This is a genomic window from Colwellia maritima (genome assembly GCF_022669015.1).
Lineage (GTDB): Bacteria > Pseudomonadota > Gammaproteobacteria > Enterobacterales > Alteromonadaceae > Colwellia > Colwellia maritima.
Genome location: NZ_JAKKSL010000002.1, coordinates 420,609 through 434,861, shown reverse-complemented (window position 1 = coordinate 434,861; position 14,253 = coordinate 420,609). Strand labels below are relative to the sequence as shown.

At 36.3% G+C, this 14,253-nt stretch carries 8 protein-coding genes and 3 pseudogenes; 7 read left to right on the top strand and 4 right to left on the bottom strand.

Annotation, left to right across the window (positions count from 1 at the left end; translation table 11 throughout):
• Positions 1-154: 154 nt before the first annotated feature.
• A complete protein-coding gene (locus L3081_RS12135) occupies positions 155-3,709 on the top strand; it encodes a hybrid sensor histidine kinase/response regulator (RefSeq protein ID WP_242286431.1) in 3,555 nt (1,184 codons plus the stop codon).
• A 22-nt stretch (positions 3,710-3,731) separates the two neighbouring features.
• Here the strand turns inward: L3081_RS12135 and L3081_RS28275 are convergent, their stop codons facing one another.
• On the bottom strand, positions 3,732-4,052 hold the full coding sequence (locus tag L3081_RS28275) for a response regulator transcription factor (RefSeq protein WP_338027318.1): 321 nt from the start codon (positions 4,050-4,052) through the stop codon (positions 3,732-3,734).
• Positions 4,036-4,383 carry a response regulator gene (locus L3081_RS28270; RefSeq protein WP_338027317.1) on the bottom strand — a complete coding sequence of 116 codons (348 nt, stop codon included), beginning with the start codon at positions 4,381-4,383 and terminating at the stop codon, positions 4,036-4,038. The genes L3081_RS28275 and L3081_RS28270 overlap by 17 nt, the downstream gene beginning before the upstream one ends.
• 272 nt (positions 4,384-4,655) lie before the next feature.
• Here L3081_RS28270 and L3081_RS12125 point away from each other — a divergent pair, with 272 nt between their 5' ends.
• Complete coding sequence (locus tag L3081_RS12125; RefSeq protein WP_242286429.1) at positions 4,656-5,099, top strand: hypothetical protein; 444 nt, start codon at positions 4,656-4,658, stop codon at positions 5,097-5,099.
• Between the two features lie 153 nt (positions 5,100-5,252).
• On the opposite strand, the pseudogene L3081_RS12120 reads toward L3081_RS12125, so the two are convergent.
• Together L3081_RS12120 and L3081_RS12115 are read right to left on the bottom strand one after the other, a co-directional pair.
• Positions 5,253-6,631 (bottom strand): annotated as a pseudogene (locus tag L3081_RS12120) (DUF885 domain-containing protein).
• An 80-nt stretch (positions 6,632-6,711) separates the two neighbouring features.
• On the bottom strand, positions 6,712-6,930 hold the full coding sequence (locus L3081_RS12115; protein ID WP_242286427.1) for a hypothetical protein: 219 nt from the start codon (positions 6,928-6,930) through the stop codon (positions 6,712-6,714).
• A gap of 483 nt (positions 6,931-7,413) precedes the next feature.
• On the opposite strand from L3081_RS12115, the gene L3081_RS12110 reads away from it, so the two are divergent.
• The 5 genes and pseudogenes from L3081_RS12110 (at position 7,414) to L3081_RS12090 (ending at position 14,092) form a co-directional block, all read left to right on the top strand.
• Positions 7,414-9,765: a YgiQ family radical SAM protein gene (locus L3081_RS12110; protein WP_242286425.1), complete on the top strand. Its 2,352-nt coding sequence runs from the start codon at positions 7,414-7,416 to the stop codon at positions 9,763-9,765.
• A 168-nt stretch (positions 9,766-9,933) separates the two neighbouring features.
• Positions 9,934-11,527: pseudogene (locus tag L3081_RS12105) on the top strand (ABC-F family ATPase).
• A 105-nt stretch (positions 11,528-11,632) separates the two neighbouring features.
• Positions 11,633-12,490, top strand: coding sequence for a 23S rRNA (adenine(2030)-N(6))-methyltransferase RlmJ (locus L3081_RS12100; RefSeq protein ID WP_242286423.1), 858 nt, complete (start codon positions 11,633-11,635; stop codon positions 12,488-12,490).
• 180 nt (positions 12,491-12,670) lie between these two features.
• Complete coding sequence (locus L3081_RS12095) at positions 12,671-13,204, top strand: DNA-J related domain-containing protein (RefSeq protein WP_242286421.1); 534 nt, start codon at positions 12,671-12,673, stop codon at positions 13,202-13,204.
• A 322-nt stretch (positions 13,205-13,526) separates the two neighbouring features.
• Positions 13,527-14,092, top strand: a pseudogene (locus L3081_RS12090) (hypothetical protein).
• Positions 14,093-14,253 lie beyond the last annotated feature (161 nt).

Genomic DNA, 14,253 nt, shown 5'->3' with positions numbered 1-14,253 from the left:
TCGGCAATAAGACTTAGCACCTAGGGTTTAGTCCTTTAGTCGTAATCTAATAATAGGTGAGAAGTACTAGTACTTAAGTTCTAGAAATATGAGGGATGCTTTAAGGCTGAACTATGATAAATTCATTATGGGTGTTTAGTGCTGTGGAATGGGTATGTTTTCAAATTGGTTATTAGTTTGTGTTAGCATTGGCTATATAAGTTTGTTATTTCTTATTGCGTATTTAGGCAGTAAATATAGAAATAAGCTTAAAAGTAAACAGCAAACTGTTATTTATGCCCTATCTTTAGGCGTGTACTGTACTTCTTGGGGATTCTTAGGCACCTCAGCGCAAGCTGCTAATCAGTCATATACTTATCTTTCAGTTTACTTAGGACCTATTTTATTATTTATTTTTGCTTGGCCTTTCATTCAACGCATAATAAAAACAAGCTTACAGCTTAAAATTACCTCTATTGCTGATTTATTATCAGCACGGTTTGGTAAATCACAAAATTTAGCAGTCATTATTACTATTGTAGTGCTCATTGGTACTATGCCTTATATAGCGTTGCAGCTAAAAGCCATTATCTATTCCTATCAAATATTACAAGAAACTCCCGATTTACCTATTTGGCAACTTGGACTCATTGTTAGTATTATTCTTGCTGTATTTACTATTATTTTTGGTGTTCGTACCATCGATATCACAGAACGCCATCCGGGTGTAATGATTGCTATTGCTTTTGAATCACTGGTGAAATTGATTGCTTTCTTTGTTGTAGGCATGTTCGTTTGTTACCTGATATATGATTCACCCTCAGCCATTTGGGAGTTATCAAAAGATCAACTAAATCTAGATAAACAATTTGAATTTTCTGGTCTTGTTGGCATGTTCGGTATGTTAATTATCGTAATGTCTGCTTTTTTATGTTTGCCAAGACAATTTCAAGTGATGTTTGTTGAAATAAAAGATCAAAAAACCAGTAGTATGGCAAGGTGGCTGCTACCTGTTTATGTCATTATTTTTGCTTTTTTTGCTGCTCCACTTGGTTTAGCCGGTAACTTAAATTATGGAAATTCATTAGCTGCTGACGCTTATGTACTTTTCTTACCCGCTTATCATGGGCAAGTATGGTTGTCTTTATTTGCATTTTTAGGTGCTGTTTCAGCAGCCAGTTCAATGGTGATTGTTTCAACAATCGCCTTGAGTACTATGCTAAGTAATGAAATCGTATTCCCTTTAATGTTTAAATATTCTCGTCAACAACAACACGACTTTAATCATTTTCAATCTCAACTTTTACTCATTCGTAAAGCCCTTGTATTATTTGTTGTTTTCTTAAGTTATGGCCTCTTATTATTATCTCCTCCAGATACGTTATCTTCATTAGGTGAAGTTGCTTTTGGTGCGATAGCGCAAGTAGGTCCGTCATTATTTGTAGCTTTCTATTGGCGAAAAGCAACACTTGCCGGTGTTTTAACAGGCATAAGCAGTGGCTTTGCTATTTGGGTATTATTTAATTTACTACCACAGTTAGGGATATATGATCATCCATTGGTAAACACTGATTTACCAAAAACTACTGTTATAACTTTGTTGGGGTTACTTATTAACGTTATCTCTCTTTGGTTAGTATCCTTATTAACAAGGCAAAGCATCCGAGAGCAAATGCAAAGTAAGTTCTTTTATAAAGATAGAACCAACACTCAATGGAACCTACCCATTCAACCTAAAGTTGATTTGGTTGAGTTAGAATTTTTAGTTGCCCGATTTATTGGTAAAGAAAAAGCCCAACAATGCTTTAAACAATTTCATCGTCATCACGGTAATAAAAACAGCAAAAAGTTTAATGAGGCAATATTGCTGCATGCCGAAACAACGCTTGCACGCGTATTAGGCTCAGCGTCAGCTAAATTAGTTACGTCTTTTGCTATTAGTGGGCAAAACATGGCGTTTGATCAAGTAGCAAAATTAGTTGAAGACAACTCAACTCAGCAGTTAGAGTTCAGTCGTACGGTATTGCAAAGTGCTATTGAGAATGTCAGCGAAGGCATATCTGTTATAGACAGCGAACTTAAGTTAGTCGCTTGGAATAAACAATATATAGATATTTTTAAGTACCCGGATGAAATTATTTATATTGGCTGCCCTATTAGTCAATTAATTCATTTTAACCTTAGTCAACAAGGGTATTTTATAGAAGATATTGCAAAACAGGTTGATAAACGTATTCAATTTATCAAAGTCGGCAGCCGACATAACTCTGAATATAAATTAAAAAATGGTAAAAATATTCATATAGAAGGTAATCCAATACCTGGTGGTGGCTTCGTGATGATATTTTCAGATATAACTAAGTATCGTCAAACTGAAAAAGTATTAAAGGACGAAAATACCGATCTTGAATCAAGAGTGCGTTTTCGTACTGCAGAATTAGAACAAGCGAATAAAGAGCTTGCACAAGCCAATGCAGAATTAGCACAAGCACAAGAAAAAGCGGTACAAGCACATGTGAAAAAAAGCCAATACTTAAAAGCATGTAGCCATGACTTGTTACAACCTTTGTCTGCTGCCCGATTATTCTCATCTTCAGCATCATTAAACCCAAAAGTTTCCCGTGACGTACGTGATCAGATAAAACAAATTGATAATTCTTTGGAGATTGCCAATAGCTTATTGCTTGATCTTAACGAAATAGCGCGTATCGAAAGTGGTAATATCAAACCTAACATTGAAGCATTTTCAGTTAAACAAATCTGCGATATGCTATCAAGCGAGTTTAATGCCCTTACTGATGAATATAAAATTGAATTTCACTGCAAAACAAGTAAATTATTCATTGTCAGTGATATAACGTTACTATCAAGAATTTTACAAAATTTCCTCAGTAATGCTTTCCGTTATGCGCACACAGGCACACGGAATAAAATACATAAAGTATTGCTAGGCTGTCGTAGACAAGGTGATGAACTAAGTATTCAAGTGTTTGATAATGGCCCTGGAATTCCGCTAGAAAAACAAGAACAAGTTTTTGAGCAATTCACCCAACTAAATAGTCTGAATTCGATGGGCCCTAAAGGACTCGGTTTAGGTTTAAACATTGCCCAAAGTTTAGCCCATATTTTAAATCATAATATCAATTTAAAATCAAAACCTGGTCACGGCTGCTTATTTAGCGTTAATGTGCCAGTAACCAAATATAACATCAAAACAGATCAACCATTACTTAAGGCGAGTATGAATTTGCAAGGTGTTGGGGTTCTATGCGTAGACAACGAGCAATCGATACTTGACGGTATGTCTACCTTATTAACAACTTGGCAATGCCGAGTATTTACAGCTAAAACGGCTCAACAAGCTAAAAACATATATAAAAAACATGAAGATGAGATAGATATCTTACTGGTTGATTATCAACTTAGCGATAGTAAATCGGATGATATGGTGTTAAATGTGGATGGTTTGTTAAATGAAAGAAATTTAAAAAATCGCACTATTGATCAAATAAATGGTATAGAGCTCATTGAACAATTAAGACTTATGAGCCAATACTCATTACCTGCCGTACTGATTACGGCAACAACCGATGAAAATCTTATGTCGCTAGCAAAACTACATAACGTTAGCTATTTAAGAAAAATTATTAAACCACTTGCCCTACGTGCTTTAATTAGCTCATTGCTTACTAAAGAGCTAGCAAATAATTATTCTCACAACGGTTTATAAATAATAGGCAAATAAAAAACGTTTATTCGCTCATGTCGTGACCAAAAGCACTTTGACTTAGCTGTAATTCATTTAACACTATTACTGCTTGGGTACGGTTTCGCACACCTAGTTTTAAAAATATTGTACTTGCATGGCTTTTAATCGTCGATTCAGATAGCCCTAACTCATAAGCTATTTGTTTATTCAATAAACCATCAGCAAACATCAGTAAAATCTCATGCTGTTTAGCCGTTAACGACGCAATTTTGTCTTCTGCAATACTTGTTTTAGCTTGACCAGTAAACTCACCGTCAGGCGTCCATAATTTACCATTAAGCACTTCTTTAATAGCAATAACCATATCTGATACGGGCGTAGATTTTGGTATAAAACCAAGCAGCACCAAAACTCATGGCCTTATAAATAGTTTCTTTATCCTCAAAACCAGAAATAATAACCACCCCTAAATTGGGGTATGTTCGTCTTATAGTAATCAAGCTATTAAAACCTTGAGCGCCAGGAATATCTAAATCAAGTAATAATAAATCGGCATCATTTTCTTTTTGCAGATGCTGTTCAAGTTCAGGGATGGTTTGTGCGTCAAAAACTTCAGCATCGCTAAAATGAGATTTCAGGGTAAGTGTTAACGCTTGGCGAAATAAAGGATGATCATCCGCCAATATTATTTTCATGTTATTAAACATAATTAGTCTCACAGCTTAATCGATTATAATTTTATTTTGAACGATCAAGACTTGTTAAATGAAAACTTTCTAGATAACAAACACAATAACAAAATCTTCATAAATCTGCTACCTACATGTGTCACTTTTATTATTTATACATCACAGCAAAGCTTATTTTAAATTAGTTAAAAAAAGGTTGAATATTAATCAAATTACATATACTGTACATACATACAGTACTTATATTTATTACTTGATACACACAGAGGTAAGCAACAATGTTTAACACAAATAATAGCAATATCAGCACCTTAACTAATAGATACACAAATAACAAAACAATAAGTATTAATTGGTTACAGCATACAAATGTCTCTGATTACTTTGACTTAACTAGTCAATATGCGAGTATTTGCCATCAGCATAAGCAAGATAAAAAATGGGTTTTATTTATAAATCCACAAGAAAATTCAATAGAAAAATTAGCTAAAACGCATGGAATTGATGCATCTAAAATACTGATGGTGAACTATAAAACTAGCGCCACTAATCGAGCGAAAGTTGAATTAAAACAAATAACCTCTGTATTAAGTAAAGGTAATTGTTCAGCGGTAATTTTATCAGATAGCATCTTTGCGGCTGATGAAATTGCGCAACTTGAAAGTTCAGCAGAACTTGGAAAAACACATTGTTTCTTAATAAAACAATGTCAATTACATTAAAGAAACTTAGCAATAATTTAAAAAATAACGACGAAAATATATCAATTAAAGTCGTTGGTAGTCTTTTTGAATAGTTGTTTACCTTAATATTTTCACGTTAACATAAGAAATATTAACGTGAAAATGATAAACATTAGTAGGTTAACGTTGCCTCTATATTTGTGATTTAATCCAACGATTCACATTCCGCTCTAACACAGTCATTGGTACCGCACCGCCAAGTAATACCACGTCATGGAAAGCACTTAAGTCAAATTGTTCACCGAGTTCAAGCTTTGCATGTTCACGTAATGACAATATTTTCAACATGCCTAATTTATATCCCAATGCTTGTCCCGGCCAGGTAATATAACGTTCAATTTCAGCAATGACATCTGACTCTGCGTTACCCGTTTTTTCACTCATATAAGTAATAGCTTGTTCACGCGTCCAACGTTTATGATGCATACCGGTATCAACCACTAAACGTACCGCACGAAATAGTTCAGCCTGTAATCGACCTAAATTACCGAAAGGGTCATTCTCATATAATCCTAATTCACTGGCAACTAGTTCACTATATAAGGCCCAACCTTCAATATATGCATTGTAAGGAGCAATACGCCGTAAAAAAGGTAATGATGCTTGCTCCATATTTAAAGCGACTTGCCAATGATGTCCTGGGTTAGCTTCATGATAGGTTAATGTTTTTAAACTAAAGGTTGGATTAGCTTTCATATCACGTAAGTTGATCCAATAAATGCCAGGTTTCGAACCATCAAGAGAAGGTGGGCTATATTGCCCCCTGGGGCACCATCTTGAATTTCTACCGGAAAAGCACGCACTTCAACGTTATAACTAGGTTTTGTTTTAAAAATAGGTGCCATTTTTTGAGTAATTTCATTAATATAGCCATTGAGATCATTCAGTAGTTTATCCCGTCCTGCTTTGGAATCTTCATACAAAAAACGTGGCTCTTTAGTAAGCGCAATCATACGCTCACCTACGCTACCTTCTTTATATCCTTGGTTTGAAAGTATAGTATCCATCTGTTTGCTGATACGGGTTACTTCATCCAAACCTATTTGATGAATTTTATCTGCCTTGAGTGAGCTATTACCTAACTGGAAGATCGCTTCTTGATAATATACCTCACCATTAGGTTGTGCCCAAATTCCGCCTTCCTTTCTTGCTTTCGTTAATAATTGCTCTGTTGCTTTCGTTATTGACTGATATGCGGGATAAACCACTTTTGTCACTTGTGCGAGAGCTTGCGCAGTTAAGTGTTGTTTTTTAACCTCCGACAGCGATTCGATCTTGTTTACTTTACTTGTAAAATTACTCACAAACGTATGTTTACTTGGGTCTTCACTGATAAATCCTTTCAAGTAACGTATGGCACCAGTAACCGTACTTTTAGGTGGTAACCAATTTTGAGCAGTATCGTAGGCAAGTTTTTCCTCTATACTCGAGATCATTTCACCAAACTTTCCTAAACGGTTTATATAATTTAGTGCCTCTTGTTCTGTAGTGATTGGCTGATCATTAAGCATAATACGAGGAATATCGATTAGTGGCCCATTGATCTGATTGACAATAAAGGGCGATAAGCCCATCCATACATCAATATAGCCTATGGGGAAATCTTTATGACCGCGTAATACTGGGTAATACTTGTCATAACCTCTTGGTTGTCAAGCGCTGTGCTAGTGACTTCTGATTGTATAAAATGATTGATTTTCGCCGATAAGCTAGCTAATTGTTGGCGCAGCTTTGCTTCATTCTGCGGGCTAAAATCTTCTAGTTTATCTTTAAATTCCGCACCCACTTCATCAACGGATAACCCATACATTGAAGCTTCAAGCGCTCTTTGCCCAAATAGGGTTTGTGTTGCTTGAGTGTATAATTCATTGATTGTGATTTTGCTTTGATTTTCAACGTTAATTGAACTACTTTCTTTGCTCTGGTGAATAGATTCAACGGAAACTTTTTTTCCGTTTCATTACAACCAGACAGGCTCAGTGCTGAAACAACAGCGCAAGTGATCAATGCTAATTTCATTATTCTTCTCTTTAATCATTTTGTAATCTGATTAAAACAAAAGCGTTACTTGTTGTAAATATACAACACCAAAATAGTATACAATAGACTGTAAATATAAACCCCCATTAAATCTGCTGACGATAATAGATTCTTTTAGAAAACCTGCGTTATTTTTGCTATAATCGCGCGCTAAGTTTCGGTCAATTGAGTTAGCCGTTTATTCTTTCGATTATAATCTAATAAATAGTAACTCAAACAACGAACCCAATAACAAACCAAATTGAGCCTATCTATGAGCAAATCTCAGCCAAAAGCCTTATTCGATTACCCTAAATATTGGGCTGAAAGCTATGGCACTGCGCCATTTTTCCCTATGTCCAGAAAAGAAATGGACACCTTGGGCCGGGATAGCTGCGATATTATAATCGTTACTGGTGATGCCTATGTAGATCATCCTAGCTTTGGTATGGCGATCATTGGCAGAATGTTAGAAGCCCAAGGCTTTCGCGTTGGTATGATTTCACAACCTGACTGGCGTTCAAAAGATGCCTTTATGGCCCTTGGTAAACCCAACTTATTTTTTGGTGTAACCGCAGGTAACATGGATTCAATGATCAACCGCTATACAGCTGAACGTCGTATGCGCCATGATGATGCCTACACACCAAATGATGAAGGTGGTAAACGTCCTGATCGTGCGGTAACTGCCTATACTCAACGCTGTAAAGAGGCTTTTAAAGGCGTACCTATTGTTATTGGTGGTATAGAAGCAAGTTTACGACGCATTGCGCATTACGATTACTGGTCTGATAAAGTACGTCAATCTGTATTATTTGATTCAAAGGCCGACTTATTAATTTACGGAAATGCCGAACGTCCACTTGTTGAAATTGCCCATCGTATCGCTCAGGGTGAAGATATTAAAAATATCACCGATGTTCGTGGTAGTGCTTTTTTAGCCAATCAAGCCCTCCCCGGCCGGAAAGGTATTGATTCTCGCGATATTGATAGACCAGGAAAAATAGAACCTATTCCAAATCCATACGCAGAAATAACATCAACAAGTTGTAGTGAAAACAGTGCAACAACCACTGATATAGCAAGTGAAGAAAAAGATATCACTAAAACAGCACAAGTCGTGAACATTTCAGAATTCAAATACACTAAAAATAAAACTTGGCAAGACAAAGCAAAACCTTGGGAAAATACCTACATTAACTTACCCACCTTTGAGCAAGTTAAAGACAATAAAATTATGTACGCCCATGCGTCGCGTATTTTCCATCAAGAGGTAAACCCAACATCAGCTAAACCATTAGTGCAAGCTCATGGTAGCCGAATTATCTGGTTAAATCCCCCTGCTAAACCACTTTCGCAAGATGAAATGGATGGTGTATTTGGCTTACCATACCAACGCGTACCGCATCCAAGTTATGGTAAAGCAAAAATTCCGACCTACGACATGATTAAAACGTCAATCAACATCATGCGTGGTTGCTTTGGCGGCTGTACTTTTTGTTCTATTACAGAACATGAAGGCCGTATTATTCAGTCACGTTCACATGAATCAATTATTGCCGAAATCGAAGATATAAAAGTAAAAGTTCCTGGTTTTACTGGTGTTATTTCAGATTTAGGTGGCCCTACAGCGAATATGTATCAGCTTAATTGTAAAAGTGAAAAAGCCGAGGCCACCTGTAGAAAACCGTCTTGTGTCTGGCCAACAATTTGTGGTCATTTAGACACAGATCATACACCTACTATCGAGTTGTACCGTAAAGCGAGAAAAGTTAAAGGCATTAAGAAAGTACTCATAGCCTCTGGCGTCCGATACGATTTAGCAATACAAGATCCTGAATATGTTAAAGAATTAGCAAGCCATCATGTAGGCGGCTATTTAAAAATAGCGCCCGAACATACCGAAACTGGTCCTTTAAATAATATGATGAAACCAGGTATGGGTAGTTACGACAAATTTAAAGAAATGTTTGACCATTACTCAAAATTAGCGGGTAAAAAACAATACTTAATTCCTTATTTTATCTCCGCACACCCGGGTACTACAGATAAAGATATGGTTAATTTGGCATTGTGGCTTAAAGAAAATGACTTTAAATTAGATCAAGTACAAAATTTTTACCCTTCACCTTTAGCGAATGCCACAACGCTGTATCATACTGAATTAAATTCACTACGTAATGTCACCAGTAAAAATTTAGCGAAAGACGATGGCGCAATTGTTGTCCCTAAAGGGGCAATACAAAGACGCTTGCATAAAGCTATTTTACGCTATCACGATCCTCTTAATTGGCCTGAAATACGTGTTGCATTAACAAAAATGGGCTTGAGTAAACTCATTGGCTCATCACCAACCTGTTTAGTGCCGAGAGAAACACGTAACGAACTACGCAATCAAAACAGTGATAGACGACAAGGTAAGAATAATGCCCAAGGCTTTAAAAGTAACCCAGGCCAAAAAAGACGAAATACACCTAATAGCACCAACAAATCAGGTACGAATAGTCAAACAGCAAAAAAAGGGTTAACTCGCTTTAGTGATGATCAGTTTACTGATCGTTCACCAAATAAAGCCCCTAAAAAACGACACCCTAACAATGCAAATACTCAACATAGCAATAAATAAACTTAATTAATTTTTGAATGTTTGAACTAAACAGCTAAAACCTTACTTTATAAGTTTAGTTCAAAATCAATACGATAAATTAAACAAAGAAGAACAAATTGCCAAAAGCAACCGACACTTCTAACACTGAATTTACCCGTTTGATGACGATATATAGGATAAAAGTACATGCTAGCAGCAAACAACATAACTCAACAATTTGGCGCAAAACCATTATTTGAAAACATTTCACAAAAATTTGGTGGCGGAAATCGCTACGGCTTAATCGGCGCAAATGGTTGTGGCAAATCGACCTTCATGAAAATTTTAGGGGGTGATTTAGAGCAAACTTCAGGTAATGTTAACCTTGATACTGGCGAACGTTTGGGTAAATTACGTCAAGATCAGTTTGCATTTGAATCATTTAGCGTTATTGATACCGTTATAATGGGACATACCGAACTATGGGCAGTTAAAGAAGAGCGTGATCGTATTTATGCATTACCTGAAATGAGTGAAGCTGATGGTATGCGTGTAGGTGATTTAGAATCTGAATATGCTGAAATGGACGGTTATAGTGCAGAAGCTCGTGCGGGTGAATTATTAATTGGCGTGGGCATTCCAGTAGACCAAAGATTATGGTTTGATGAGTGAAATAGCGCCAGGCTTTAAATTACGTATTCTACTAGCTCAAGCTTTGTTTTCAGACCCTGACATTTTATTACTGGATGAACCAACCAACAACTTGGACATTCACACTATTCAATGGCTTGAAGAAACATTAAACGCTCGTGATTCAACGATGATTATCATCTCGCATGATAGACATTTTTTAAATAGTGTTTGTACACACATGGCTGATTTAGATTACGGTGAGTTACGTGTTTACCCAGGTAATTATGACGAGTACATGCTTGCCGCAACACAAGCACGAGCACGTTTATTAGCAGACAATGCAAAGAAAAAGGCACAGATTGGTGAGTTACAAGCGTTCGTTGCTCGTTTCTCAGCAAATGCGTCCAAAGCAAAACAAGCCACCTCTCGCGCTAAACAAATAGATAAAATTCAACTTGATGAAGTAAAGGCCTCAAGTCGGAGTAACCCATTTATTCGTTTTGAACAAGAAAAGAAATTATTCCGTAATGCGTTAGTTATCGAGAATTTGAGCAAAAGTTTTGATGACACACCTATCCTTAAAGACATTTCAGCACTGATTGAAGTGGGTGAACGCATTGCTATTATTGGTGAGAATGGTATTGGTAAAACGACGTTCTTACGTACCTTAATGAATGATGTGGGTTATGAACTATCGTCTGGCGAATTTACGTGGTCTGAAAATGTTAATATTGGCTACTATGCTCAAGACCATGAATACGAGTTTGAAACCGATATGAACTTATTTGAATGGATGAGCCAATGGCGTCAACCAACCGACGATGAACAAGCTGTTCGCGGCTATTTAGGTAGACTATTATTTTCTGCTGACGATATTAAAAAGTCGGTTAAAGTGCTTTCTGGTGGTGAAAAAGGTCGCATGTTATTTGGTAAATTGATGATGCAAAAACCCAATGTATTAGTACTTGATGAACCAACTAACCACATGGATATGGAGTCAATTGAATCATTAAACATGGCGCTAGAATCCTACGAAGGCACCTTGTTATTTGTCAGTCACGACCGAGAATTTGTATCAACTATCGCTACCCGTATTATTGAAATAACCGCTGAAGGTTATAATGACTTTGCGGGCACCTACGATGAATACTTAGCGAGTCAAGCATAAGTTAAAACGTCAAGTCGCCCAGAATAAATAAAAATGAACAAACTATTTACTCTGGGCTTAATAGAAAAACACTTTATAGCCATATTCAAATATTAAGGATTATCTTTGTTAAGTTACCGTCACGCCTTTCATGCAGGCAATTTTGCTGATGTACTAAAACACAGTGTATTAACACTTGTGCTTGATTATATGTGCCGTAAAGAAAAAGGCTTTCATTATATCGATAGCCATTCTGGCGCAGGTATGTATCAACTAACAGATGAATATTCTCAAAAAACAGGGGAATACAAAGACGGTATTGCTAAATTAGTTAATGAACCAAACTTTCCTGATGCGCTGCAGCCTTACATAAATTTAATACAAGAATTAAATCCAACTAACGATTTAAACAAAAAAAACGAACTTGACCTTTATCCTGGTTCACCTGGTATTGCCAAGCGTTTTATGCGCCGCCAAGACAGTACCCATTTATTTGAATTACATCCAACGGATATACAACATTTAAACGATTTTTGTTATCGTTGGAAAAAGGTTTTTGTTAAACAAAGTGATGGGTATCAGGGCATCTTAGGTTTATTACCCCCTCCTAATCGTCGTGGTGTTGTATTAATAGACCCACCGTATGAACTTAAAGAAGACTATCACAAAGCCGTAGATACTATTGTTAAAGCCTATAAAAAGTTCGCTACGGGTACATACATCCTTTGGTATCCTGTTGTTAAACGAGAACAGGTGAATTCTATGGAACAAGCTTTCATTTATAGCGATGTTAAAAACCTTTTACAACTTGAATTTTGTTTATCACCAGACACCGATGAATATGGTATGACAGGCACTGGATTATTTATTGTTAATCCGCCTTGGCAATTGGCAAAACAAATGGCAGAAGTGCTACCTTACTTAAAAGAAAAACTAGGTAGTAGCGAAACTCAGTTCACTTTAAAACAATTAATTGCAGAGTGAAATTACGCTGACCAGATCATTTAATAACGTTTCATGTAACACGGTCTGGTTACTCTCTATTGTACTAAATAATTAAAAACTGATAATTAAAAACTGATAATTAAAATGAACGTGGCCACATTAAACCCATATTTAGCCCTTATTTTGAATGAACTAGATCATTTTTTAAATTGTAATTCTGTGACTAGTGAACACCAAATAATCAAGCACTTACAAAAGAATAAAATTACACCTTTTGAGCGTTTTAACTTAGCAAATACAAAAGATTTATTTAGCGCACATTTTTTATGCATGCATGGGCTCTACCATTTAAAAAATCAATATCAGCTTTCGCAAAAATTCACGTTAATTATTCAATCAGTGCGAATTCAGCGAATTGCATTAAACAACTCCACGTCAAACAATTATAATGTAAAAACAGCGCTTGAAACCCCAGATCCCCTCGAAAGTTATTATCTCAATGCAAAACACTATTATGATACACAAGAAGAAGAAATAACTGAGCTGCTAAAATCATTTTGGCAACAATATATAGCACAAGACAATAAAAAAGAGGCACTTGAAATTTTAGCCTTGCCCAGTAATGCTGATGCTAAAATGATCAAAGCTCAATATTTGCGTCTCGCTCAAAAGCATCACCCCGACAAAGGCGGATGCGTTGAACGATTTAAAGAAATCCGCGCAGCGAAATCAGTTTTAGATAAGGTATTTTAGCGTATAACCCATAAAGATTTATAATTTCATTACACTTATCAATTAGTCAACAGTGCTAGCAAAACGCTACCCCCATTACGCAGTAGGTATGTGTTAGTTTCAAAAGAAACAGAAATCACATTTACTTCTTTGTGGATCAATGAATTATCTAAGAATACTCAAGCATATTGTGTATGATATTCAAAAGCTGATAACATCAGTGGTTATCACCTATTAAATGCAAAAGAATTATCATGAGAACCTCTATTTTATCGAGCCTTTTTACTGGTATTGTTGGCGCAGCTATTGTAAGTATTAGCGTAACGGTTAATCCGGCACAAATATCACTGATGGCAAGGCCGTTATTTTGCCGGCTCCACAAGTTTCTATTTCAACCCATGATGCTTATTTCGAACATTTTAAAAAGCACTGCGGCAAAGCATATCAGGGTAAAGTTACAGTCGACAATGCTATTGGTGACAGCTTTGCTAATAAAAAATTAGTAATGCATGTCCGCAAATGTACTGAGCGTCAGCTGCAAATTCCATTTCATGTAGGAAAAGATGCCTCACGCACGTGGATTTTAACTAAAACGAATTCCGGCATTTCTCTAAAGCATGATCATCGTCAAGCAGATGGAAGTTACGATAGATCTACTATGTATGGTGGCCATACCTTGGATGCAGGCTACGGGAGCGAGTGCAATCTTTTCCAGTTGATCAATATTCAAAAGAACTGTTTGTAAAACAAGGTATTCCACAATCAAATGGTAATACGTGGCAAATGTTTATTTACCCTAAAAAATTCACCTACCGCATGATTCGAGAAGGACGTGAATTTAGAGTAGACTTTGATTTAACCAAACCAATTACGCCACCTGCAGCACCTTGGGGCTATAACGATGAGTAATCTCGTTTGAAAAATGAAAATATTTATCTTAGGGAATAGTTAATACAATTAATTAATTGCTAGTCAGAATAGAAAACGTCCTTTTATTGCTATGCCGTATAAACGCTTTGGTGGCAGGCTGTGTAAAAACTAGAGGCAACCCCTATTAATCGCTAAAGACT

Bases quoted from the DNA above. Each gene is read 5' to 3' on its own strand.
- L3081_RS12135 (WP_242286431.1), top strand. From the start codon at position 155: ATGTTTTCAAATTGGTTATTAGTTTGTGTTAGCATTGGCTATATAAGT.
- L3081_RS28275 (WP_338027318.1), bottom strand. From the start codon at position 4,052: ATGGTTATTGCTATTAAAGAAGTGCTTAATGGTAAATTATGGACGCCT.
- L3081_RS28270 (WP_338027317.1), bottom strand. From the start codon at position 4,383: ATGAAAATAATATTGGCGGATGATCATCCTTTATTTCGCCAAGCGTTA.
- L3081_RS12125 (WP_242286429.1), top strand. From the start codon at position 4,656: ATGTTTAACACAAATAATAGCAATATCAGCACCTTAACTAATAGATAC.
- L3081_RS12115 (WP_242286427.1), bottom strand. From the start codon at position 6,930: ATGTATGGGTTATCCGTTGATGAAGTGGGTGCGGAATTTAAAGATAAA.
- L3081_RS12110 (WP_242286425.1), top strand. From the start codon at position 7,414: ATGAGCAAATCTCAGCCAAAAGCCTTATTCGATTACCCTAAATATTGG.